Origin of the sequence: Streptomyces sp. NPDC002680 (genome assembly GCF_042889145.1) — a bacterium.
Taxonomy (GTDB): domain Bacteria; phylum Actinomycetota; class Actinomycetes; order Streptomycetales; family Streptomycetaceae; genus Streptomyces; species Streptomyces adonidis.
The window spans coordinates 907,284-930,427 of record NZ_JBIAQP010000001.1 but is presented as its reverse complement, the minus strand read 5'-3'; the positions used below and the strand labels follow the sequence as shown (position 1 = coordinate 930,427).

General features: G+C 69.5%; 19 protein-coding genes. 7 read left to right on the top strand and 12 right to left on the bottom strand.

The window, feature by feature from the left end; all coding sequences use genetic code 11:
• The first annotated feature begins 1 nt into the window (after window position 1).
• The 3 genes from ACFYXF_RS04260 to ACFYXF_RS04250 are packed head-to-tail and all read left to right on the top strand — an operon-like array spanning window position 2 to window position 4,591.
• Window positions 2-2,050, top strand: coding sequence for a prolyl oligopeptidase family serine peptidase (locus ACFYXF_RS04260; RefSeq protein WP_389347961.1), 2,049 nt, complete (start codon window positions 2-4; stop codon window positions 2,048-2,050).
• On the top strand, window positions 2,047-3,471 hold the full coding sequence (locus tag ACFYXF_RS04255) for an aldehyde dehydrogenase family protein (RefSeq protein WP_389347960.1): 1,425 nt from the start codon (window positions 2,047-2,049) through the stop codon (window positions 3,469-3,471). Before ACFYXF_RS04260 ends, ACFYXF_RS04255 begins: the two co-directional genes overlap by 4 nt.
• Before the next feature lie 16 nt (window positions 3,472-3,487).
• Complete coding sequence (locus ACFYXF_RS04250; RefSeq protein WP_389347959.1) at window positions 3,488-4,591, top strand: M24 family metallopeptidase; 1,104 nt, start codon at window positions 3,488-3,490, stop codon at window positions 4,589-4,591.
• A gap of 241 nt (window positions 4,592-4,832) precedes the next feature.
• Here ACFYXF_RS04250 and ACFYXF_RS04245 read toward each other — a convergent pair whose 3' ends face one another.
• Genes ACFYXF_RS04245 through ACFYXF_RS04215 form a run of 7 tightly spaced genes read right to left on the bottom strand, consistent with a single transcriptional unit; the run spans window position 4,833 to window position 13,553 of the window.
• Window positions 4,833-6,809: an amidohydrolase family protein gene (locus ACFYXF_RS04245; RefSeq protein WP_389347958.1), complete on the bottom strand. Its 1,977-nt coding sequence runs from the start codon at window positions 6,807-6,809 to the stop codon at window positions 4,833-4,835.
• Complete coding sequence (locus ACFYXF_RS04240; RefSeq protein WP_389347957.1) at window positions 6,806-7,189, bottom strand: RidA family protein; 384 nt, start codon at window positions 7,187-7,189, stop codon at window positions 6,806-6,808. The genes ACFYXF_RS04245 and ACFYXF_RS04240 overlap by 4 nt, the downstream gene beginning before the upstream one ends.
• Before the next feature lie 28 nt (window positions 7,190-7,217).
• On the bottom strand, window positions 7,218-8,285 hold the full coding sequence (locus ACFYXF_RS04235; protein ID WP_389347956.1) for an aminotransferase class V-fold PLP-dependent enzyme: 1,068 nt from the start codon (window positions 8,283-8,285) through the stop codon (window positions 7,218-7,220).
• A gap of 4 nt (window positions 8,286-8,289) precedes the next feature.
• The gene (locus ACFYXF_RS04230; protein WP_389347955.1) at window positions 8,290-10,035 is read right to left on the bottom strand and encodes a DUF885 domain-containing protein; all 1,746 of its coding nucleotides are present in this window, start codon (window positions 10,033-10,035) and stop codon (window positions 8,290-8,292) included.
• Entirely contained in the window at window positions 10,032-11,537 is a 1,506-nt protein-coding gene (locus ACFYXF_RS04225; protein WP_389347954.1) for a hypothetical protein, read from the bottom strand. The genes ACFYXF_RS04230 and ACFYXF_RS04225 overlap by 4 nt, the downstream gene beginning before the upstream one ends.
• Window positions 11,534-12,532 carry a proline racemase family protein gene (locus ACFYXF_RS04220; protein ID WP_389347953.1) on the bottom strand — a complete coding sequence of 333 codons (999 nt, stop codon included), beginning with the start codon at window positions 12,530-12,532 and terminating at the stop codon, window positions 11,534-11,536. Before ACFYXF_RS04220 ends, ACFYXF_RS04225 begins: the two co-directional genes overlap by 4 nt.
• Window positions 12,533-12,590: 58 nt before the next feature.
• On the bottom strand, window positions 12,591-13,553 hold the full coding sequence (locus tag ACFYXF_RS04215) for an ornithine cyclodeaminase family protein (protein WP_389347952.1): 963 nt from the start codon (window positions 13,551-13,553) through the stop codon (window positions 12,591-12,593).
• A 345-nt stretch (window positions 13,554-13,898) separates the two neighbouring features.
• Here ACFYXF_RS04215 and ACFYXF_RS04210 point away from each other — a divergent pair, with 345 nt between their 5' ends.
• A complete protein-coding gene (locus ACFYXF_RS04210; protein ID WP_389347951.1) occupies window positions 13,899-14,600 on the top strand; it encodes a transcriptional regulator in 702 nt (233 codons plus the stop codon).
• A gap of 22 nt (window positions 14,601-14,622) precedes the next feature.
• Here ACFYXF_RS04210 and ACFYXF_RS04205 read toward each other — a convergent pair whose 3' ends face one another.
• From ACFYXF_RS04205 to ACFYXF_RS04190, 4 genes are all read right to left on the bottom strand, one after another.
• Window positions 14,623-15,315 (bottom strand): helix-turn-helix domain-containing protein, encoded by a 693-nt coding sequence (locus ACFYXF_RS04205; protein WP_389347950.1) that lies wholly within the window; start codon window positions 15,313-15,315, stop codon window positions 14,623-14,625.
• A gap of 74 nt (window positions 15,316-15,389) precedes the next feature.
• Window positions 15,390-15,749, bottom strand: a complete 360-nt coding sequence (locus tag ACFYXF_RS04200) for a nuclear transport factor 2 family protein (protein ID WP_389347949.1) — start codon at window positions 15,747-15,749, stop codon at window positions 15,390-15,392.
• Between the two features lie 115 nt (window positions 15,750-15,864).
• Window positions 15,865-17,097 carry an amidohydrolase family protein gene (locus tag ACFYXF_RS04195; RefSeq protein WP_389347948.1) on the bottom strand — a complete coding sequence of 411 codons (1,233 nt, stop codon included), beginning with the start codon at window positions 17,095-17,097 and terminating at the stop codon, window positions 15,865-15,867.
• Window positions 17,098-17,576: 479 nt separating this feature from the next.
• Window positions 17,577-18,092 (bottom strand): EamA family transporter, encoded by a 516-nt coding sequence (locus ACFYXF_RS04190; protein WP_389347947.1) that lies wholly within the window; start codon window positions 18,090-18,092, stop codon window positions 17,577-17,579.
• A gap of 27 nt (window positions 18,093-18,119) precedes the next feature.
• Here ACFYXF_RS04190 and ACFYXF_RS04185 point away from each other — a divergent pair, with 27 nt between their 5' ends.
• The gene (locus ACFYXF_RS04185) at window positions 18,120-18,410 is read left to right on the top strand and encodes an ArsR/SmtB family transcription factor (RefSeq protein WP_389347946.1); all 291 of its coding nucleotides are present in this window, start codon (window positions 18,120-18,122) and stop codon (window positions 18,408-18,410) included.
• 97 nt (window positions 18,411-18,507) lie between these two features.
• On the opposite strand, the gene pruA is transcribed toward ACFYXF_RS04185, so the two are convergent.
• Window positions 18,508-20,082 carry an L-glutamate gamma-semialdehyde dehydrogenase gene (gene pruA, locus ACFYXF_RS04180; protein WP_389347945.1) on the bottom strand — a complete coding sequence of 525 codons (1,575 nt, stop codon included), beginning with the start codon at window positions 20,080-20,082 and terminating at the stop codon, window positions 18,508-18,510.
• Between the two features lie 237 nt (window positions 20,083-20,319).
• Here pruA and ACFYXF_RS04175 point away from each other — a divergent pair, with 237 nt between their 5' ends.
• Complete coding sequence (locus ACFYXF_RS04175; protein ID WP_389347944.1) at window positions 20,320-21,393, top strand: PucR family transcriptional regulator; 1,074 nt, start codon at window positions 20,320-20,322, stop codon at window positions 21,391-21,393.
• A 71-nt stretch (window positions 21,394-21,464) separates the two neighbouring features.
• Window positions 21,465-23,144 (top strand): choline dehydrogenase, encoded by a 1,680-nt coding sequence (locus ACFYXF_RS04170; protein WP_389347943.1) that lies wholly within the window; start codon window positions 21,465-21,467, stop codon window positions 23,142-23,144.

The following is a 23,144-nucleotide window of genomic DNA, read 5'->3' as shown; positions in this document are numbered from 1 at the left end:
GATGGACGTGCGTCAGTTCGAGTCGGTCTACCGGCTCGGCAAACCCGCGCCGCATCCCACGTCGCCGATCGTGGTCGTCGAGCGGCGGGTCCCCGATGTCGCGAGCAACCGTTACGTTCGGCAGCTCTGGCGGGTCGACATCGGCGACGGGTCCTCGGAAGTCCTCACCGAGGGTCGTCTGCCGGCCTTCAACCACGACGGCACACGGCTCGCCTTCCTGCGTCTCACACCGGAGGGCCATGGCGTACTCACCGTGCGGGACATGGAGACGGGGACCGAGACGGAGTGCGACACCGAGTCCGATGTCCTGGACTTCGCCTGGGAGCCGGAGGGCACCCGCATCGCGTTCTCGGCACGCCATTGGCACGACCGGCCGCATGCGACGGGCGAGGCGGCACACCCGCGCAACGGAACCGCGCCACGCGTCACGACCAGGCTCTTCTTCGACCTCGACGAACACGGCTACTTCGAGGACGTCTCCTCCACCGTCCGGCTCGTGGACGTCGACGGCGGCGCCGCGGTGGTGGAGCTGACCTCGGGCGACCGGGACGACCGCGAGGTCTGCTGGAGCCCGGACGGCTCGGCCGTCGCCTTCACCGGCTCAGCCTTCCCGCACTGCGGCGAAGCGGTCCGGGACGTCTTCGTCCACCAGCTTGCCACGGGCGAGTCGACCCCCGTCTCCGGGCACGGATTCCGTGCCTACGGTCCGGTGTTCAGCGAGGACTCCCGCCACGTGGTCTTCATCGGCACTCCCATGGCGCCGAACGGGCTGGCCTGGGCGGCCATGTGCGCGGGCGTCTACCGCGCACCGGTCGACGGGGACGCCGGCGTGAGCGCCGTCGCCGAGGCCGGCCTGGCGGAGCTGATGATCCAGGTCATGCCACAGCCTAGCGAGGTGATCTGCGCCGGCGACAAGGTGTGGTACACCGCCGCGCACCGCGGACTGGCCGCGGCCTTCTCGGTCCCGTCCGACGGCGGCCTGCCGGTCGTCGAGTCGGGCTCCCGGTACCACGTCCACCACCTCGCCCACGCCGCCGACGGCCGGGTCGTGGCCGTGGCGGGCGACTGGCAGTCGCCGGGCGAGCTGGGCGTCCTGACCGACGGCGAGTTCCAGTCCGTCACCCGGTTCAGCGCCGACCTCGACCTCGGGAAACTCCCCGCACCCCAGACCGTCACAGCCGTCGCGAGCGACGGATACGACGTGCTCGGCAAGCTCTTCCTGCCGGCCGGCGAAGGACCCCACCCGCTGATCGTCCGGATCCACGGCGGCCCGTACTGGTTCGAGTCGGACGAGGTCCGCGACGACCGGCTCGCCTACACCCAGGCCGGGTACGCCTACCTGACCTGCGACTTCCGCGCGACCATGGGCTACGGCATGGAGCACGCGGTAGCCGGCCTGGTGCCGGTGCCGGCCGGGCAGCACTACCCCATGGTCGACGACATCCTGTCGCTGCTGGAAGGCGTGTGCGCCCGAGAGGAGATCGCCGCGGACCGGGTGGGTGTCACCGGCGGCAGCTTCGGAGGGCTGCTGACGGCGTGGTTCGTCACCCATGTCGACCGGTTCGTCTCGGCGATCGTCGAGTCCCCTGCCATCGACATCGAAGCGCTCATGGGAACCTCCGACCTGGGGTGGATGGGACATCCGGGTGTCACGGGGCCCGCAGCCGAGATGGACGTAGAGGTCGTGGACGGCGACATCAAGGGCACCGTCATGGACGTGGACCTCGCTCCTCTGGCCGAGCAGGTCGTGACCCCGACCATGGTCGCTCAGTACGAGGGCGACCTCAGGACCCCGGTCGACCAGGGGAAGGTGTTCTACCGCGCGCTGCGCGCGTACGGCAAGGAAAGCGCCTTCGTGCTCTTCCCCGGTGGACATCACTCCATCGAGGACCGGGGCGACCCGCAGCTGCGCAAGCACCGCATCGACTACTTCCTCGCATGGTGGTCCCGCCACCTGCCCACCACGGACAACCCGCGGACCCCTGGGAACGTGTTCGACCTGAGGCTCGCCCAGGGCACGATCGGCGACGCCGGAAAGGAGACGAGGTGACCGACGGCACGAGGCACTACATCGGGGGGCGCTGGACCGAGTCGCACGGCGCCGACTCGGTCGAGGTGGAAAACCCCGCCACCGAGGGGGTCATCGCCTCGGTCAGGATCGGCGACGCGGAGGACGTCGACCGGGCCGTGGGGGCCGCGTCCGACGCCCTGCCCGCCTGGTCGGCGACCACGGCCGAGGAGCGCGCGGTGCTTCTGGAGGCGATCGCGTCGGCCGTCGAGCAGAGGGCGGACGAGCTGGCCTCGACGCTCACCCAGGAGCTGGGAGTGCCGGTGTCGATGGCACGCCCGGCCCAGGTCGGCATGGCCCTCCAGATCTTTCGGCAACACGCCGACATCGCGCGGGAGTTCGTGTTCGAGGAGAAGCGGGACGGGTACCGCCTCGTCCGTGAGCCGGCCGGAGTCGTCGCGGCCGTCACTCCATGGAACTTCCCGCTCTTCCAGATCGCCTGCAAGGTCGCCCCGGCGCTCACCGCGGGCTGCACGGTCGTCCTCAAGCCGAGCGAACTCACCCCGTTGAACGCGCTGCTGCTCGCTGACATCCTGGAGCAGGCGGGTGTGCCGGCCGGGGTCGTCAACGTCGTCACCGGTGACGGCATACGGACCGGGGAGGCACTGGTCTCCCATCCCGATGTCGCGGTGGTGTCGTTCACCGGGTCCACCAGGGCCGGTACGCGGGTCAGCCAGGTCGCCGCCGACACGGTCAAGAAGGTGGTCCTGGAACTCGGCGGCAAGTCTGCTTCCCTGGTGTTCGCCGACGCGGATATCGAGGCGGCCGTACAGCGGACGGTGGCCTCGGCGTTCCAGAACTCGGGCCAGGTCTGCGCGGCCCTCACCCGGCTGGTCGTCGAGCGGTCACGTCTGGGCGAGGTGCTCGAACTCGCCGTGGCGGCGGGGGGCCGCTTCGTGCCGGGCGACCCCCAGGACCCTGCGACGCTGCTCGGGCCGGTCGCGTCGAGGACCCAGCTGGATCGTATCCGCGGTCTCGTGGAGACGGCCGGACGCGAGGGCGCGCGGGTGGTCCTCGGCGGGACCGAGCCGCCGTCCGGACTGGCCCGGGGCCACTACGTCCGGCCCACCATCCTCGCCGACGTCCACCCGGACAGCACTGTCGCGCAGGAGGAGGTGTTCGGCCCGGTTCTCGGAGTCATCCCCTTCGACGACGAGAAGGAGGCCGTGCGGATCGCCAACAACTCGAAGTACGGCCTCAGCGGCGCCGTTTGGTCGGGCGACCAGGAGCGCGCCGAGCGCGTCGCCCGGAAGATCAAGACGGGAATGGTCGTCGTCAACGGCGCGGCCGGGACCATGAGGGTGCCCTTCGGAGGCGTCAAGCAGTCCGGTCACGGCCGTGAGTGGGGAGACGCCGGTGTCGAGGAGTTCCTGGACGCCAAGAGCCTCGTCATCCAACCCTGAAAGGACCAACCATCTCATGTACGACATCGGGAGCAGTGTTCGGTTCGACGCGGTCCGGCGACGGATGTGTGAGCGCCAGGTCGACGCGCTCGTCCTGGCACCGAAGTCGGACCTCGCCTGGCTGCTGCCGGGTGTGGACGTGCTCTACACCGACCGGCCCTGCATGCTGTTCGTGAGCAGGCATCGGGCCGCGATGGTCATGCCCGGCTTCGAGGTGCCCGAGTTCGCGTCGCAGGTCTCCGGCATCGAGATGTTCGGGTGGAACGACCGGGAGGGACCCGAGGCCGCTGTCGCCGGGGCGTTGGCGTCGCTGGAGGTCGGCGACGGCCCGGTGGTCGCAGCCGACGACGACCTCCCCTTCCGTTATCTCAAGCACCTGCTGCCGCTCCTCGGGGCGCAGCCGAGGAGCGGCAGCGACGTCATCGGGCCGCTGCGCCTGGTGAAGGACAAGGAGGAGATCGAGGCTCTCCAGGTCGCCGCGGACCTGGTGTCGGACGCCGTCGACCACGCGATCGAGGTGGCGCAGATCGGCATGACCGAGCGCGAACTCCAGGGCGAGATCTCGGCGTTCCTGCGGCTGCGGGGATCCGGTTCGGCCGACTACATGGTCGTGGCGTTCGGACCCAACGCGGCTCAGCCGCACCACGTTGCCGATGACACGGTGCTGGCCGGGGGCTCGGCCGTGCTCTTCGACATCGGGGTCGAGTACCGCGGTTTCTGGGCGGACATGACACAGCAGGTGCACTTCGGGCAGCCGTCCGAGGAGTACGCGCGGGCTTACGCTGCCGTACAGGAGGCACAGGACGCCGCCTTCGCCGCGGCGGTCGTCGGCCATGACATCGGCGCACTGTGCCGCGCCTCGAACGAGGCCCTCGTACGCAACGGCTATCGCGAGAACACCAGGGTCGGTCACGGCATCGGGCTCGACGTCCACGAGGCCCCGTCGCTCGTCCCCGATGCCGCGGCGCCTCTGGAGGCGGGGTTGGTGGTGACCCTGGAGCCGGGTGTCTATCTGCCCGGACGGTTCGGAATCCGTATCGAGGACATGGTCGTGGCGGGCCAGGACGGACCGCGACGCCTGACCCGTGCTCCTCGCCCGATCGCGGTGAAGCACGCCTGACCCCAACGGCTCGTTGCCGGCTCGCCCAGCACACCGGCGGCCGGGGACGAGCCGTTTTCTGCGTCGATCCGCCGGGCCTCCGGCTCGGCATCGCCCCGTCGCCCTCGGTAAGGGGGCCGGAGTTGCCCGGGTCCTGCCCGGGTAACTCCAACCCCCACTTTCTTTCCCGAGGCGCCTTGGGAAAGAGCGCGAGCGCCGCGGGCTGGCGACGAAACCAGCGGGCCTGACGAGGCCCGGCCACTCAGGTTCGACGGCCCTCCTCGCCCGGTTCCGACACGGCGGGCGCAGGGACGAACGGTTCGATGTTCAGCTCACGGTAGATCTCGTGCGGGAAGTACAGGTCTCCGTCCCTGACCACCATGCGAATGTTCCGGATCGCCGAGACATCGACGGTGGGGTCGCCGTCGAGCAGGACGAAGGACGCCGTCCTGCCCCGTTCGATACTGCCGTGACTGTGCCCGAGCCCCAGATGGCGGGCACAGTCACGGGTCGCGATACACAGCACCTCCGCCGGCGACAGGCCTGCCGCGGCGTACAGCTCCAACTCGCGGTGGAGAGTGAAGCCGGTGCCGTCGTCGGTGCCCGGCCACAGCTGGACGCCGTGATCGTGCAGCAGCCTCATGATGTCCAGGAGCTTGGCGAAGGACCGGTCGTAGTCCTGCAGTTCCGCGTCGGAGGAGTAGGGCACGTAGGTGCGTTTGCGACTGCGCTGGTAGCTGACGGGCATGTGGTCGAGATAGGCCTGGTCCGCGTCGATGACAGTGCGGGTCCGGCTGAGCATCAGACGTTCCAGAATGACCGTCGTGGTGTCCAGTCCGACACCCCGCTCGACCATGCGGGCCACGGTGTGACGTACCGGAGCCGAGTCCAGGTCGAGGTTCTTCGAGCGTGCCATCGCGGTGAGCCGCAGTGGCGTGCGGGTGTCCTCCTCCGGCGAAAGGAGCCAGCCCAGCACGAGCTGGTTGATGTGTGTGATCTCGTCATAGCCGTCCGCGATGACCCGGTCGGGGCTGCTGAACGCCGGTACATGCCCGACCACGCGCATGCCGAGTCTGTGCGCTTCGGCGGCCAGGGGTGCCACCCAGTCGGGATTCATGGAGTTGTAGAGCTTGATCTGGTGGTAGCCGCGGCTGCCGTACCAGCGCACGGCCTCCAGGCCCTCCTCCAGGGTCTCGGGGATGACACCGAGCCTCATCGAGAAGTCGCTGCGGCCCTCGATGAATCCGGAGGGCACGACCGTCGGGCCGGCGATCTCCGCCGCGTCGATTCGGGTCATCAGGTCCAGCAGGGTGTCGTTCTCGTTGCCCATGTCACGGATCGTGGTGACGCCCGCGGCGATGTAGAACAGCGCGGACCAGCCGGAGACATGCGCGTGCATGTCGTGCAGACCGGCGAGCAGTGTGCCCCCGGCGCCGTCGACGACCACCTCGTCCGGTCGGCTGCGGGCCGAGGCGTCCGGCTCGATCAGGGTGATCATGCCGCGGTATGTGGTCACCGACATCGGCTCGGTGAGAGTCCCGGACTCCGGGTCGAAGACGCGTACGTCCCTGATCCGCACGGGAGCGTCGTGGCGGTGCCGGACCCGTGACTGGATCTGTTCCAGATGGCGGCGGGTGAGGGCGGCGAAGAGGTCGGTGAGTTCGGGAAGCTCCACGGCGAAGTCGTCGCGGACGAGTGTCTCGGAGAAGTCCAGAGTGCCGCCGCCTGTGGCGATCAGCCGCTCGTCGGCATCCATCAGCACGTACTGCGGGGTAAGCGCCGCGCCGGTCACGGCGTACACGTCGAGTGCCGTGCCCCTCAGTTCGACCTGGGTGAACCGTTCGGCCCGTACGGACCCCGCAGGCAGGGCCTCGATCGTGCCGCCGGCCGCGAGGGCCGCGCGCGCGTAGATCCACGGGGCGTAGGGGCTGGAGTCGGCGGCCAGATACAGTTTGAGGACGGCGCTGTCGTCGCTGCCCTCCTCGGCTTGGCTGGTCCACGACTGTACGTGTCCGTCGGTGCCGAGCCGCTCGTGTACGGCCCCGCCCATCAGCGAGGTCCCGTCGATGCGCCACTCCAGCGGGAGGTGGAGGTCGTTCAGCCGGAGCTGTTCGTCGAATTTGGCGCCCCGTCCGTTGTTGAAGACGCCGAAGTCCAGGTGGATGCGGTTCTCGACGTGGGTCGCGGTGATCGTACCGACGCGCATCGCCGCGCCGAAGACGGTGAAGTGCTCGATCACGACCGGCCTCCCCGATAGGCGACGCAGGTGAGTTCCACGTTCAGGCCGGCGGGCAGGTCGGCCACGGCCACCGCCGCGCGCGCCGGTGGCTCTTCGGGGAAGTAGGGGCCGTAGACCTCGTTGAGCGTCGACCAGTCGGCCAGGTCGCGCAGATAGCAGGTGACGGACACGACCTCGGCCATGCGGAAACCGGCTTCGGTGATCACGGACTTGAGGTTCTCCATGGTCTGGCGGATCTCGGCCTCGATCCCTCCTTCCGCCACGCGCTTGGTGCCGGGGACCAGGCCTCCCGTACCGGCGACGAAGCAGTAATCACCCGCGACGACCGCGGAGGAGTACGGTCCGAGGGCCGAACCGTTGTTGACAACTGTCTTTACCATTACGTTCCTTCCGGCTGCGCACGTCGGCTCATGCGGTGGGCAGGGCCGCCAACGAGTGCATGAGGATGTCGATGTCCGTGTCCGTGGTGTAGAAGTGCGGCGAGAGACGCAGCAGGCCCCCGCGGTCGGCTGCGGTAACGCCGTTCGCGGCGAGAGCCCGTACGGCGGCGGGCACATCGGCTACGGCCGACAGGCTCACGATCCCGCCCATCCGGGACGGGTCCGCGACAGGAACGAGTCCCAGCCGCGTGCAGTCCAGGTGGATGCTGTGGGACAGGGCGGCCACGCGTTCGTGGACGGCCTGGAACCCGAATTCCCGCCGGACGGCGGCGGCCGCCCGCAGGGCGTGGATTCCGCCGAAGTTGGGCGTGCCGCAGCCCAGTCGGGTGGAGGGCGGGAGGTTCGCGTGCCCGAGCAGGGTCGGCCGAAGGCCGTCGCGTACGGCGGCGGAGCTGATCACAACGGCGATTCCGAAGCCCGCGAGCAGCCACTTGTAGCCCGTCGCGATGTAGAAGTCGACCTCGCCGAGTGCGACCGGGACACTGCCCGCCGACTGGGCGCCGTCGCACACCAGCAGGGCGTTCACCCGAGCGCAGGCCCGGCCGAGGGTGTCGAGGTCGATGCGCGTACCGGTGAAGGAGCTGACGTGCGAGACGACCACGACGCGGGTGCGTGGGGTGAGGCCGTCCAGCAGTGCACCGAGCCGGTCGTCGCCCCGCAGCGGATCCACCTGGACCAGACGCACTCCATCGCCGAGCCTGCTCCAGGGCCATGTCACCGTAGGGAACTCGCCCGTGAGCGTCAGCACTTCATCGCCCTCGAGCCAGGGAACTGCCCGCGCGAGGGCGTTCATCGCCTCGCCGGTGCTGGAGGCGAACGACACGTCACCGGGGTCGACTCCGAACTCCTGCCCGAGCAACTCGCGCGCCTGATCGACGCCTTCGCGTACCCGCGCCATTCCGAGCGTGCCCCTCCCAAGGGCCTCGTAGCAGTTCGTCACAGCGTGTCGGACCGCCGGGGGCACGAAGCCCACGGAGGCGGTGTCGAAGTAGTGCCCGGAGATGGCGCCGGGGGCCGGTCGCTCTGTGGGGGCCATGAGGTCATGCGTGATGACGGGCCTCCTGGATCCAGCCGTCCACCTGCCGGGCGAGGACATCGAGGGGGACGGCGCCGTTTCCGAGAACCGCATCGTGGAAGTCCCGGATGTCGAAATCGGGTCCCAGCGCGTCCTTCGCGCGAGTACGGAGATCAAGGATGCGGATCTGGCCGATCAGGTAGGCCGTGGCCTGTCCGGGCGAGCCGATGTACCGGTCGACCTCCCGTTCGATGTCGAGATGCGACAGCGAGGAGTTCGCGGTGAAGTAAGCGATGGCCTGCTCGCGCGTCCAGCGTTTGGCGTGGATTCCCGTGTCCAGCACCAGCCGGCAGGCCCGCCACATCTGGAGCGACAGCATTCCGAAGCGCGCATAGGGATCCTCGTAGAGGCCCATCTCGTCTCCCAGGCGCTCGGAATAGAGAGCCCACCCCTCGACGTACGCCCCGTAGTCGACGTTGAAGCGCCTGAACTTCGGCAGATCCGCACACTCCTGATCGAGGGCAACCTGGTAGTGGTGCCCCGGAACACCCTCGTGGTGAACGATCGCGGCCAGCTGGATCTTCTGCACCTGTGTCATGTCGGCGAGGTTCACGTACAGCGTGCCCGGCCGCTCTCCGTCGGGTGACGCGGGGTCGTAGAAGGCAACCGGTGAATTCGCCGCACGCCACTCCTCCACCGCCCGCACTTCGATGGACGCTTTGGGCAGAGAGCGGAAGAAACCCGGGGAAACGGCCAGTGCCGCGGCCAGGGCCTGTTCCGTGTCGCGCAAGCACTGCGCACGGCCCGGTTCGTCGTCGCTGTACTGGAAACGGGGATCGGTGCGGATCGTTTCCTGGAAGTGTGAGAGCGGTCCGGTGAAACCGACCTGCCGCAGGACCTCGGCCATTTCGGCGCCGATGTGTTCCACCTGTTCGAGGCCGAGGCGATGGATCTCGTCGGCCGACATGTCGGTGGTGCTCCAGCGGCGGAGGGCGGCGCCGTAATAGGCGTCGCCGTCCGGGAGACTCCACACACCGTCCCTCGGCCGGGGGCGGGGTGCGATCGCGTCGATCGCGGACAGGTAGCGATCCCTGCCGCGGCACACTTCCCCGGTCAGCGCGGCGGTGGCCTCGGCCACCAGAGCGGCCTCCTCCCCGGACGTCAGACCGAGAGCCGCGATCTTCTTCCTGAAGTCCGCGAGCAGCGGCCCGTCGGCGCCGGGCTCGAACGGGGCACCGGCACGGTAGGGCCGAAGAGCCAGGCGAAGCCGTCCGATCTGCCGCTCGGTCCAGGTGATGCCGAGATCCTGCTGACGGGCCAGCCGCTGCGCGAGTTCACCGAGGACCCGTTCCAACTCCCGCAGTCGGGCGATGTAATGCCGGGCGTCCTCGACGGAACCGATTCCGTGCCGGCCGATCAGGAACGAGGCGCTCTCGTCGGGGCCGCCGTCGATCGAGAACGGTGCGATGTGGTCGCGCCAGGTGTGCTCGGCCCTGGCACGTTCGGCTCGCGCCTCGAAGAGCGCCGCGTTGAGCCGCCCTTCCGGCCCGAGCGCGTCGGCCAGGAAACGGTGCCGCATCGCGTCCCGTTGGGACTCCAGCAGCCGCACCCGGCGAAGCCCTGCGGCATCCGACTTGTCGTCGAGCCGGTCCTGGTCGCCGGCGATGCCGAGCGAAGCCCGCGTCTGCGGGCTGAGCGCGACCTCCTCGTCGAAGGCGGCGTCCAGGAACTGCCTCAGCGCCTCGTCTTCCCTGGGCACCGGACTGCTCACCTGGTGGCTCCTTCCCGCGCGTCGAGGCAGGGCATGAAGAAGACGTCGAGGTCGTCGGCGAGAGCGCGCGCGGCGTCGGCGTCGCTGTACATCATGTGTCCGCTCCGGTACCAGCGGGACACCACACGGTCCTCGGGCAGCGGGTACTGACGGAGCAGGTGGTCGGCGGTGCCGACCGTGGTGACGGAGTCGTACAGGCCCGTGCCGATGAACAGCCGTGCCTGGCGTACCTGTTTGAGGTACTTCGTGAGCTGCGCGGGATAGGGATACACGCGGGCGGGCCCCGGCTTGCCGATCCGGGGGAAGCGCTCCGATCCGGCTTCCTCCCAGTCCCAGCGCCCCACCGCTGTCGGATCGCTCACCCGGTAGCGGACGTCGGTCGGGACGCCGAGTTCGGAGTGCACGAAGCTTGCGACGGCCGCCGCGTACGCCGGGATCAGCGCGGTGTACGCGGCGTCGAAGGGAGCCTCGCCGATCGTCGAGTCCGCGACGGCCGAGGTGTACCGCGAGTCGGGCGCCCCGACGAGACGGCCGGGTAGCAGGGACTTCGTGTGCTCCGTGGTCGACAGCCAGAGTCTGTCCCGCACATAGCGCTGGGCGGGGATGCCGGTGATCTTCGACAGCGCGTCGGCGACCGCGTGGAGTTCCTGGTCACCGAGCCGGTTCCCGCGGGCCAGCGCGGTCGCGTAGGTGCTCACGCCGAACTCGACGGCCGCCAAGGCGGCCTCGTCCGGTGTCTCGTGGGCTGTGGAGCCGACTTTGTGATACCAGGCCGTCGCCGCCTGGTAAGGGAGGGAGGCGAGGGCGCCGGTGATGTTGCCCGGCCGTTCGAAGACGTCCTGGAGGTTGACGATCTGCGACAGAAGGACGATCCCGTCGACCGGAATGGACCGGGTACTGTGCAGCGCCGTGGCGACGAACGCGGCGCGGATGGTGCCGTAGCTCTCGCCGACGAGGTACTTCGGTGACTGCCACCTTCCGTGGCGGGACAGCCACTGGCCTATCAGGTCGGCGAAACAGCGCGCGTCGCCCTCGACCGAGAACAGCTCCTCGCCGTCGACGCCGGGCAGCACTCGCCCCAGGCCCGAGTTCACCGGATCGATGAAGACGAGGTCCGCGGTGGCCAGTACCGACGACGGGCTCTCCTCCAGGACGTACGGCGGCAGGTTTCCCGCGTCCAGGTCGTCGGAGAAGCCCGCGCGCAGCGGCCCGATCCCCGAGAAGTGGAGGAACACGGACGACGTACCGGGACCGCCATTGAAGAGGAACACGACCGGGCGTTGCGCCGCGGCACCGGCCTCCTCCCGCGCGACGTAGCTGAACACGGAGGCCGTGCCGAGCTGCTCCCCGGACGCGCCGTTCGCGGGCAACAGATCGAGAGAGACGGTGTACGCGACCTCACGGTCACGGAACTTGCCGGTGCGCTCCGTCTCGTAGTGACTGTCCACGTACTTCCCTTCGCTGGGTGTGGTGTTGGCGGAGATCAGGACATGCGCTGTCACTGATCGCCGAGGGTGAATCCGCTGTCGAAGGGATCGGCGGTCATGCAGACGAACCGGTGTTCGCCGGACCGGTAGGCGCGTCCCTCGACCCGGGGCGCGATCGCACCGCCGGGAGTGCTGCTGTCCTCGTTCACGGTCCCCGTGAACGAGGAACCGACGAGGGACAGTTGGGTTAGACGCCCTCCGGCGGTCAGTTCGCCCCTGTGGCGCAGCAGCGCGGTGAGCGCGGCCGTCCCGGTGCCGCACGGCGACCGGTCGAGCTGACCGTTTCCGTAGATCGCGACGCCGCGCTGCCGGATCTCAAGGCCGTCCGCAGCCAGTCGGCGATAGAACACGGCGATGCCCGCCGGGGCGAGCGGCCAGCCCTCTTTGTAGCTCGTCCGCCGGATCTCGCGGTACAGACCCGTGAGGATGGGGAGGTCCTGCCTGGTGACGTCCAGGCTCGTCCGGCCGATGTCGACGGCGAGCAGGGGATGTCCGCTGTCGAGGGTGTCGACGGACAGCGGGCCGTATTCGGTCGGCACCACGCGCCCCAGTTCGACGACGTGCACCGGCAGGCCGTCGTAAGCGGCTGCCAGTAGTTCTCCGTCCCGGGCGCGAAGCCGGACCTGTACCCGGCCCGCGGGCACGTCGAGGACTAGCTCGCCGTACCCGTCGGCGTCCACTTCCACGAGGCCCGTCTCGAAGGCCCAGGTGGCCAGGGCGATGCTGCCGTGTCCACAGGCCTTGGAGAAGCCGTCGCGGTGCCAGAACAGGACGCCGAGGTCCGCCCCGTCGTCGTCCGGGGGGACGATGAAACCGCCGTACATGCCGTCGAAGCCCCGCGGTTCCAGCGCCAGGAACCCGCGCAGGGCGTTGGCACGCGGGTCGGAGGCGGCCAGGTCGCGGCGCTCGGCCACGCGCGCGCCCGGGAAGGCGATCGGCGGGTCCGGCACGATGCGGAAGGGTTCTCCGGCCGTGTGGTAGTCCACGGCGACGATGTCCGGCCAGGTCATGTCGTGGCTCCCCAACGCCTGACGGGTGGTCCCGTACGGTCCCGGTGACCGCCGGCGCTCACGACGCCGCGTCCTGTCCTGTGTGGCGCCGGTAGGCGCGCGCCGCGACGGCGAGGTCCTCCCACGCCATGCCGGAGCTCTTGAAGAACACCGGTCGGCCCGCGGACCGCTCGCGGGCAGCGGCGTCCGAGACGAAGTCCTTGAGCGGGACGAGGTCGTCGGGGTCGAGCAGCCCTTCCCTGACGGCGAGTACCACGTCCCCCGATTCCCGCAGCGCCGTGGCGACGTCCTCGACGACCACGGTGGCGCGCGCGCCCAGTCGGCCGTCCACCTCGCGTGCGTCGGGCTCGTGCGAGCCGACGGCCACGACGACGGACTCGTCCCTGATCAGGCCGGAGTCGAACAGCGGCTCCCTGGCGCCGGTGGCACAGATCACCAGGTCAGCACCGGCGAGACGTCTCCCGACCTCCTTGTCCAGCGCCCCGAGCGACTCGGCCATGTCGTACCGCGCTGTCCTGAGGGGATCGGGGCGGCGCGCGACGAACGTCGCCCGCCCGATGTCGGCGCCCTTCGGGAGAACCGCCAGCAGGCAGTCCAAATGCGCGTATGCCTGGACGCCCTGTCCGAAGACGACGACCTCCAGATCGGCACGGGCGGGCAGGACGGGGAGGACGGCGCTCAAAGAGACGGCGGGTGTGCGTAGTTCGGTCAGCGCGCTCGCGTCGATCACCGCGACGGGCCGCAGGGTCGGCTGCTCGAAGAGCAGGTACTGGCCCTGGACGGCCGGCAGGCCGTACGCCGTGTTGTCGCGTGCGACGGACAGGACCTTGACGCCGCAGTACGACGACTCGTCGGACGGCATGACGAGGAACTGGCCGTTCGCGATGTCGACCCGTGACCGGGCCGGTTCCCGTGTGGGATCCAGGCCGCCGGTCAGCGCGTCCGTGATCGTCTCGACGGCCCGCTCGAATGGGACCAGCCCGAACACGTCCTGTCTGTTCAGGACCGCAAGATCTTGCATGTCGTTCCTCTCGTCTCCTCGGTCACGGGCTCGTGTCCCCGCGAGAGGTGTTCCAGGAGGGGGGCCGTCGCGCGGCTGACGCGCATGGACGGGCCGGATGGTGGAACGGGGTTGGCGCATTGCCGTGCTTCGGCTCGCCGTCGTGCGCGTCGACGTCAAAAAGTTGTTGAGATATTATCACCCTTGTTGAAGTGATGGCATGCTGTTTCACGGACGCCCCCGGGGAAGCTCCCATTCGCCGGCCCGGGGCATGAGATCGTGTGCGGCGGGTGACGGCGAGACCGGCAGTGTTCAGCCGTGATTGGCGGCTATATCGGTCCGCGCTTGTGCGACAGGAGGACTTCTATGGCCGACGGGCTCGAATTCGTGGAGCCTTTCGATGAACCGGACCGGGCGTACGCGCAGCAGGTCGTGACCGTGATGACACCGATCCTGTCGTCCCTGTCGCAGGCGTTCCCGGTCGACACGGAAGTCCTGCTGCAGGATTTCACGTGCATTCCCCATTCGATCGCGGCGATAGCCAACCCCGTCACGGGCCGATCCATCGGTGGACCGCCGACCAATGCCGCCCTCTACGCACTTCGGCACAACCTCACGTCGGACAACATCGGATACCGGTCGGAAACCGCCGACGGCACTCCGCTGCGTTCATCGGCCATTTACTTCTGGGGGCCGAGCGGGCGCCCAGTGGTCTGTCTGTGCGTGAACAGCAAGATCGGTCAGATCGAGAGCGCCGCGCGGATCCTGGGCGATCTCACCGGCCTGGTGCCGGAACCCGCGGTCGCACCGGTCGAAGCCGTGACCGAGGAGGTCTCGCCGGCGAACCTGTCCGCGCTGAGCAAGAGCATCCTCGAAGAGGCGATCCAGCAGACGTCGGTGCCCGTCGACCTCATGCAGAAGGAACACCGTCTCGACGTCGTACGGCTGCTCGACCTCCGCAGCTACTTCGCTCTTCGAGGCTCCGTCGAACTCGTCGCTGAAGAACTCGGCGTGAGCCGGTTCACCGTCTACAACTACCTCGACGAGGTCCGGGCAGGCAGCGTCTGAGGGCGGACTTGCGGGATCCCCGTCAGGGTTGCGGCGTCCCTTCTTCCGCCCGGACCTCGTTGATGTACTTGTAGATGCTGAAGCGCGTCACGCCGAGAGCCTGTGCGGCGATGTCGATCGACTCACGCAGGGCGAAGAAGCCGCGCCGGTCCAGCTCTCGGACCGCCCGCATCTTGTGCGTCTTCTTCATCAGTTCGACGCTGACCCCGACGGCCTCGATCGTCTCTCGCAGGATGTCCTGGGCCAGAGATTCGACGGAGCGCGCGAACCGCTCACGGTCCGCACTCGCCTCGGTGCTCGGGCCCGGGGCAGCCGGTGTCATCGCCGCCAGAATCTCGTGGGCCCGGGCGAAGTCGCTGATGTCGGCCTCGATGCACAGCGCGGCGACCGCGCGGCCGCCGGCGGCACGGAAGAGGAGCCTCGACGAACGGACGACCCGGCCCGATTCGAGCATCCTGCGCGCGCCGATCGTCTCCTCTCCGGCGAGCGCAGAAGAAAGGGAGGTGTCCAGTCCGAGCACCTCGCCGCCCGCGACCGTCACGGGGGAGTCCACGGACTCGGTGAGGTCGTACAGGACGACGGTAGCGGGTGGTACGAACGCGCGGGCCAGCCCCGGGACCACGTGACGCACGGTCGAGACCACGGCGCGGGCGTACGCACGCTCCTCATCGCTGAACGCGACCTTTGCGAAGTCTTCCGTCTGCAATGCGTCCACACCTTCGTCCTCGCGTTCCCGTCACCTTAACAGCGTGTCACTAGCAGGACAGGAGGGCCGGAACGGGCGCCGGATTACCCGGTCCGCAGCCGTGACACCTTCGAAACGATCTTCCAGGTGTCCTCGACACGCGCGACCACGAGCACGTCCCGGAACGCCAGGGTGCCCTGGTCGAAGTCGAGTTCGACGACGGCCAGGGAGTCGTCGGCGGCGTGCACGCCGACGCGGGAGACCGCCGTACCCGGATCGGATCGTTCGGCCCACTTGCCCAGGAGATCGGACACGGGCGCGGTGCCCTGGACGGCTCCGTCCTCTCCGACGTAGGTGAAGGTGCCTTGTGCGTCGAAGAGACCCGCGAAGATCTCGGCGTCCCCGGTACGGAAGGCGGTGAGGTAGGCGTCGGCCACCGCGCCGGCTTCGGTTCGTACAGTCATGATTGTTCTCCTGTAAGGGAGTCGGGCCGCCCGGTGCTGACGGCGGACGGTCGTTGTCGTGGGATGCCGGGGCCGGGCCGTCCCGGATCACCGCGCGGACCGGACGCGCGCGGGCTCACCGACGGGACCAACCCTTCACCGGCACTCCGCCCTTGATCACCACGTCGACCTCGCCGAAGCGGTCGACCGGGTCCAGTCCGTCGGCGCGCACCGCCACCAGATCGGCCAGCCTGCCGGGGGCGAGGACACCGATGTCGTCCCGGCCAAGGCACTCGGCCGCCACCACTGTCGCCGAGCGGATCGCGTCGAGGGGAGTCATCCCGGCCGCGACGAGGTCCACCAGCTGCCCGGCGTTGAGACCGTGCGGATACACGATCGCGTCGGTTCCGTACGCGATCCGCACACCGGCCTCGACGGCGTCGCGCAGTCCCCGCATGGCGGTGCCGTGCACATCGGTGATCCGCCGGACGTGATGGTCGGAGTACCCGCCGAACCCGGGCTGGTCGGTGATCCAGCGCATGAGGAAGGTGGTGGGGACGTAGTAGGTCCCGTGCTGGAGAAACGCGTCGATCACCTCGTCGGTGATCGTCGTACCGTGCTCGACGGAACGCACCCCGGCCCGCACCGCGCGAAGGATTCCCTCGGCCCCATGGGCGTGTGCCGCCACGTACAGGCCGTACAAGGCCGCCTCGTCGACAGCGGCCCTGATCTCGTCCTGCGAATACTCGGGGACACCGGGCACTGTCCCTCGAGTGAGCACCGCTCCCGTGGCCATCAGCTTGATCACGTCGGCTCCGCGGTGGGCGATGGTGCGCACCACGCGCCGGACCTCGTCGACCGAGTCCGCGACCCCGGTGCGGAACTCGGGCGGCAGCGGGATGTCGGGGGCGAGGTCCGTGATCTCACCGCCGCCGTGGGAAGTCCCCACGTACGCTCCTGCGCAGACCATGCGCGGGCCCTCGCAGATCCCCGCCTCGATGGCGTCGCGCAGATCGCAGTCGACGAACGCGCGGAACGTTCCCACGTCCCGGACGGTGGTGAAGCCCGCCCGCAGGGTGACGCTCGCATTCCGTACGCCGTGCAGCGCGTTCCGGGCGGCCGACCCCGTCAGGAAGGGGGCGAAACCGCCTGATTCGAGCTCGCCGATCAGATGGGTGTGGAGGTCGATCAGTCCGGGAGTGACCACGTGGTCTGTGAGGTCCAAGGTTTCGTACGCCCCGTGTCGTGACGGCGACCACGGCTCGACGGTCTCGATCCGGTCGCCCGACACGACGACCGCGTGGTCGGGCAGCATCTCGCCGTTCTGTACATCGACGAGCATCCCAGCCCGTACTGCGTAGCTGTTCATACGTCCCCTGCCGCCCTGTTCTCCGGGCTCGGTCGACCCATACCGCTTCCGTGCCTGCACCAGTCTTGATCGCCTCTGTACCGATGTCGTGCTACATACGTTGCGACTCGACGGCCGAACGCGGTTCACCGGAAGGTTCCGCCGACCGCACGGCACGGGCGCCGAGCATCACACGGTGTCGTCCGAGGGCTCCCAGATGGCGGGGGCCGGAAGGTGGTGGTGCGCCGTCCGCAGTGACCGCCGCGCGGTCACTCGACCGTTGCCGCGACGTCGTCCCTCACTATGGAGCCGATACTCGCGTGCTGGGCCGTTCCGCCCCGCGCCTGCGCTCGCGACTGCCGCCGTTCCCCAGCTCGCAGAAACGTCGCGGCGACGGAGGCCAGGGGCGACCGCGGCGATGCCGAGCCACTGCGGCCAGGCCAACTGCTGCCCGAGGACGAGGAGCCCGAACAGCGCGCCGGCGGCCGCCTCCAGACTGGTCAGCACGCTGAACACAGCGGCGGAATCCGGCGCAGCGCCTCCAGGTTGAGCGAGTACGGCAGCACGCTCGCGGCTACCGCGACCAGGGCGGCCACCCCCAGCACGTACGGGTCCAGAAGCGCGCTGCCGGCGTGGGAGATGCCGTACGGGGCGCTGAACAGAGCCGCGATCAGCACCGCCACGGCCAGTCCTTCGCCGCCGCTGAGGCGTTGCGCCATACGGGCGGAGACGAGGATGTAGCCGGCCCAGCAGCACGCGGCGACCGCGGCCAGGGCCAGGCCGGTCGCGTCGAGAGGGATGCCGCCCCCGCTGAGCAGGACGACACCGCCGATGGCCAGACCGGCGGGCAGCAGGTCGACGGCCTGGTGTGATCCGGCCAGCGCGATGGCGAACGGGCCGAGGAACTCGATCGTGGCCACCGCGCCGAGCGGGATGTGCTTCACCGCCTCGTAGAAGGAGGGGTGGTGGGCGGCCAGGAGAGCCCCCGCGCAGACCATCGTCGGCCAGGCGCCCATCACCGAACTCAGCGTCCGACACCGGGGGTGGGTACGTTTCCCACGACCTCGGAGCTGTCCGCGGTCGCGGATCCCGTGCGCATCCAGCTGATCCGCGAGCTGGCGGGCTCCACCGAGTGGACGCGCAGCTGCGGCAGCTTCGACATGCCGGTCGGCAAGGCCGCCCTCAGCCACCACTTCTCGATCCTGCGCGGCGCTGGCCTGGTCGAACAGCGCGACGAGGGAGCCAGACGCGTCAACCGGCTGCGCCGCAAGGAGTTCGACGCGCGTTTCCCGGGACTGCTCGACCTGCTCCTCCGGGCGGACCCGGCGGACTGAGCACCGGGGCCCGGTGAAGCGACTGAGTGGGAGAGGCCGGTCCAGGGGAGCCGCGCCCCTGAACCGGCCTCGGTCGGGATCCGGCCGCGTCGACCGGTTACCGGGCCGCCCACGCGTCGTTGCCCGGCGTCCGCGGCGGGCGCTCGTTGCGCTTCACGCTGCGCGGGCTCGCGAAGCGGATCAGGTTCCAGACCGTGCCGGCCTTGTCGTTGGTGCCGGAGGCGCGCGCGCCTCCGAACGGCTGCTGGCCCACGACGGCGCCGCTAGGCTTGTCGTTGACGTAGAAGTTGCCGGCGGTGTAGCGAAGGGCCTCCGACGCCCGGGCGAGAGCGGCCTCGTCCTCGGCGAACACGGCCCCGGTCAGGCCGTACGCGGTGGACTCGTCGACCAGCCGCAGAGTCTGCTCCCAGTCGGCGTCCTCGTACACGTACGCGGCGAGGACGGGAGCGAAGAGCTCCTCGGTCATGAACGGCGAGAGGGGGTCGGCGACTTCGAGCAGTGTCGGCTCGACGAACCAACCGGTCGTGTCGGCCGTGCCGCCGCCCGTCAGGACGATGCCCTCGGCGCGGGCCTTCGCCAGCGCCTCGGTGTGCTTGGCATGCTGGCGGGCGTTGATGACGGCGCCGATGTGTGTGCCGGGCAGCGTCGGGTCGCCCGTGACGACGGAGCGGGTCAGTTCGATCAGCCGGTCCTTGAGCCTCGGCCACAGGCTGCGTGGCACATAGAGCCGGGAGGGCGCGGCGCACTTCTGGCCCTGGTACTCATAGGCGCCCCGTATGCACGCCACCGCCAGCGCTTCGACGTCGGCGGACGGGTGGGCGATCACGAAGTCCTTGCCGCCGGTCTCGCCGACCACGCGCGGGAAGTCGCGGTAGCCGTCGATGTTGGCACCGACGGTGCGCCAGATGTGCCGGAACGTCGCGGTGGAGCCGGTGAAGTGTACGGCCGCCAACTCATGGTGAGTCAGGGCGACTTGACCGATCTCCGCACCGTCGCCGTGCACCAGGTTGACCACACCGTCGGGCAGTCCGGCCTCCCGCAGCAGCCGCATCGACAGGTGGGCCACCAGCGAGGAGCTCTCGTGCGGCTTCCACAGCACCGTGTTGCCGAGCAGGGCCGGGGCGAAGGCGAGGTTGTTGGTGGAGACGAAGTTGAACGGCGAGACCGCGAAGACGAAGCCCTCCAGCGGGCGGTACTCGACATGGTTGCGTACCCCGTCCGGCGAGTACGGCTGGACGTCGGCCATGGCCGCCATGTTGGCCACGTTGGCTCGGATGAGTTCGACCGTCTCGTCCGACGCGTCGCCCTCGGCCTGGTCCCGGGTCTTGGACAGCTCCAGCATGGCGGCGGCGTTCAACCGCTCGCGCCAGGGGCCGGACTCCAGAAGTTCGGCGGCGCGCAGGAAGGGCTTCGCCCGCTCGGCCGCATCCAGCCGCCCCCAGTCGCTGGCGGCTTCGCGGGCCGCGGTGATCGCCTGCTCCACCTCGGCCGCCCCGGCGTGATGAGCGTGCCCGAGGCTGACCGCGTGGGCGTGCGGGGTGACGACCGGGACGGTGCGCCCTGTGCGGATCTCGTGCCCGCCGATCACGCTCGGGATGTCGTAGCCGGCGGCGCGGACCTCGGCGAGCCCGGCCACGAGGTCCGGAGGGTGAGGCACGGATGGTGAGGTCATACGGTGCTCCGAGACGTTCGAGGGACGATACGGTGCGGTCGTCCCGACGCTAGGCGGTCGCGTGTCGGCGGCGCTTCGGAGCGCGGGTGGAAACTTCGCCGGGCGTTCATACACTTGTCGAATCCACCCGGTCAGGGCAGTGTCAGCAGTGTGCGTGGATGCGTTCCGGGCAGCGATCCGGGACGGCACGCGACATCAGAAACGAAGTACGGAGGCACGCATCCCGTGGTGGAACCGATGGGTATGCAGAGGGTGGTCGATCGCCTCGCCCAGGAGATCGGACTCTCCGTCCTGGTCGAGGACCGAGAACAGCATCCGGTGTGGTGGAGTACTCGTGGCGCGGTGGACGGTACCCGCACCAAGACCATTCTCGACCGGCATGTGGATCCGGTCGCGGCCGCCGTCGTCCAGCGATTCCGGCTCTCCCAGGCGACCGCTCCCGTCCGCGTTCCCGCCGTGCCCGAGGCCGACATGTGGGCGCGCTGGTGCATGCCGGTGCGCTGCGACGGCCGCACGCTCGGTCTGCTCTGGGTGCTCGACCCGGACGGGGTTCTCGGCGAGTCCGCACTGCCGAGTCTGGTGGAGTGCGCGGGACTCGCCGGCGAGGCCATGGCGGGCAGTGAGGATTCCGCGGAGCGGCAGCGCCGCCATCGCGACGCGCTCCTGGGCCGCCTCCTGTCCGGCCCGGACGAGGAGGCCGCACGTGAACTTGCCCGTCTGGAGAACCTGCCACCGGACGCGCGGGTACAGGTCGAGGCGCCGCCCCGGCCCGGCGGCTGGGAGCTGCCCGGGGGAATGAGCGTGCACGTGGTCCGCACCAGCGTGCGCGCGGCGACCAGCGGCGCTCCGCTTCCCCTGCTGGAGCTGGCCGAGGCGGTGCGCCGCGCGACGGCCGTGCGCAGAGTGGCGGCCGCCGGAGCGCGCCCGACGCCGGCCACCTGGGACGACCTCGGCGCCTGGCGTCTGATCGTCGAGGCCCCCGAGTCCCTGACGCCCGCCGATCTGCATCCCGGCGCCGGCATTCTGGGCCAGGGACCGCGCGAGGAGCTGACGACGACGGCGCGGGTCGTCCTGGACCACGGTGGTGAAGTGGCTGCGGCGGCAAGGGAGTTGCACGTCCACCGCACGACCCTGTACTACCGGCTGGACCGCATCACCGAACTCACCGGCGTCGACCTCCGTTCCGGAGTCACCCGCACCAACCTGCAACTTGCCCTCTGGCTGGCTGCCTACCGCAGTGCCGGCGAACCCGAAACGACCACTCTTCGACACCTGTCGAACGACAGTCGCGAGTCTCCTTCCAGGCGTTGATGCCCGCGACGGGTGACTGACCCTACGTTCAAGTCACCTGCGCACCCGGAATCGCCTGAAGGAGTCATCCGGTGACCCTGAAATTCGACTACATCGTCGTCGGAGCCGGTTCGTCCGGATGCATCGTCGCCACCCGGCTCACCGAAGACCCGAACGTACGGGTCCTTCTCGTCGAAGCGGGCGGCACCGACCGCACCAACATGTTCATCGCCATGCCAGGGGGGCTGCCGTTCGTCTACCAGAACAAGAAGATCGGCTGGGGCATCCAGTCGGGCCCCGAACCGCACCTGCACGGCAAGACCATCGACGAGAAGGCCGGCAAGGTCCTCGGTGGCGGTTCGTCCGTCAACGCGATGATCTACAACCGCGGCAACCCGATGGACTACGACGGCTGGGCGGCGGACGGCCTGAAGGACTGGGACTACGCCCACTGTCTGCCGTACTTCCGCAAGATGGAGACGTTCGAGGACGGTCCTGACGAATGGCGTGGCGGCAGCGGTCCGCTGCGCATCAGCCGGGCCCGCGCCCAGCACAAGATGTACGAGACGTTCCTGCGCGCCGGCGAACAGGCGGGGTTCGATACGACCCCGGACCACAACGGACAGCGGCAGGAAGGTCTGCACATCGCGCAGTCCTTCATCCATGACGGCGTCCGCATGAGCGCCACCAGGGCGTATCTGCGCCCGGCCCTCGACCGGCCCAACCTGAAGGTGCTGCCGAAGACGCTGGTGACACGTGTGCTCGTCGAGAACGGGGCCGCGGTCGGAATCGAGGTGGCCGGTCCCGACGGCCCGCGGCGAGCACTGTGCGAGCGCGAGGTGATCCTTGCCGCGGGCGCCATGAACACCCCCAAGCTGCTGTTGCTGTCCGGGATCGGTCCGGGTGACGAACTGCGCCGCCACGGTATCGACGTTGTAGCCGAGGCTCGCGAGGTGGGCCGCAACCTGCAGAACCACCCTGGTGTGGACCTGCAGTTCGGCACCCGCGCCGAGGACTCGCTCACCTCCGAGCTCGGCCTTGTCGGGCGGGCGAAGCTCGGCGCGGACTGGATGCTGCGCCGCAAGGGCCTGGGCACCACCAACTTCTTCGAGGCCGGTGCCTTTCTGCGCACCCGCGACGACATCGACTTCCCGAACATGCAGTGGGAGTTCCTGCCGCTCACCCGGCAGCTGAGGGGCGGCAGGCTGGTGCCGGTGCCCGGCTTCCAGTTCTGGATGGACCTCTCGCGCCCGCTCAGCCGTGGTGAGGTCACCCTGCGCTCGGCGAACCCGGCCGAGGCGCCGTCCGTCGTCTTCAACACGTACGCCGAGCGTCAGGACCTGCAGGACATGATCGACGGCGTCCGGATGACGAGAGAGATGCTGGTGGGGCAGTCCGCCTGGCAGCGCTACCGTCCCCAACTCCTCACCCCGGGCCCGGAGGTCACCTCCGACGCCGAGATCGAGGCGTTCGTCCGCCGGGCCACAGGCACCTCCTACCACCCGTCGGGCACCTGCCGGATGGGCACGGACGCGGAGGCCGTCGTGGACGGCGAGGGCCGTGTGAACGCCGTGCGCGATCTGCGCGTCGTCGACGCGTCGATCATGCCGAAGGTCATCACCGGCAACCTCAACGCGCCGGTGATGATGATGGCGGAGAAGATCGCCGACCGGATCCGCGGACGGGCACCGCTGGCGCCGTCCGACGCCGTGTACTACCGGCGTGCCGGGACCGGGACGGGGACCGCAGGTTCGGAGGCGGTCCCGGTGTGA

Coding starts and splice junctions, on each gene's coding strand:
- ACFYXF_RS04200 (WP_389347949.1), bottom strand. CDS start 15,749: ATGACTGTACGAACCGAAGCCGGCGCGGTGGCCGACGCCTACCTCACC.
- ACFYXF_RS04220 (WP_389347953.1), bottom strand. CDS start 12,532: ATGACCTGGCCGGACATCGTCGCCGTGGACTACCACACGGCCGGAGAA.
- ACFYXF_RS04175 (WP_389347944.1), top strand. CDS start 20,320: ATGGGTATGCAGAGGGTGGTCGATCGCCTCGCCCAGGAGATCGGACTC.
- ACFYXF_RS04240 (WP_389347957.1), bottom strand. CDS start 7,189: ATGGTAAAGACAGTTGTCAACAACGGTTCGGCCCTCGGACCGTACTCC.
- ACFYXF_RS04250 (WP_389347959.1), top strand. CDS start 3,488: ATGTACGACATCGGGAGCAGTGTTCGGTTCGACGCGGTCCGGCGACGG.
- ACFYXF_RS04235 (WP_389347956.1), bottom strand. CDS start 8,285: ATGGCCCCCACAGAGCGACCGGCCCCCGGCGCCATCTCCGGGCACTAC.
- ACFYXF_RS04195 (WP_389347948.1), bottom strand. CDS start 17,097: ATGAACAGCTACGCAGTACGGGCTGGGATGCTCGTCGATGTACAGAAC.
- ACFYXF_RS04210 (WP_389347951.1), top strand. CDS start 13,899: ATGGCCGACGGGCTCGAATTCGTGGAGCCTTTCGATGAACCGGACCGG.
- ACFYXF_RS04215 (WP_389347952.1), bottom strand. CDS start 13,553: ATGCAAGATCTTGCGGTCCTGAACAGACAGGACGTGTTCGGGCTGGTC.
- ACFYXF_RS04190 (WP_389347947.1), bottom strand. CDS start 18,092: ATGGGCGCCTGGCCGACGATGGTCTGCGCGGGGGCTCTCCTGGCCGCC.
- ACFYXF_RS04260 (WP_389347961.1), top strand. CDS start 2: ATGGACGTGCGTCAGTTCGAGTCGGTCTACCGGCTCGGCAAACCCGCG.
- pruA (WP_389347945.1), bottom strand. CDS start 20,082: ATGACCTCACCATCCGTGCCTCACCCTCCGGACCTCGTGGCCGGGCTC.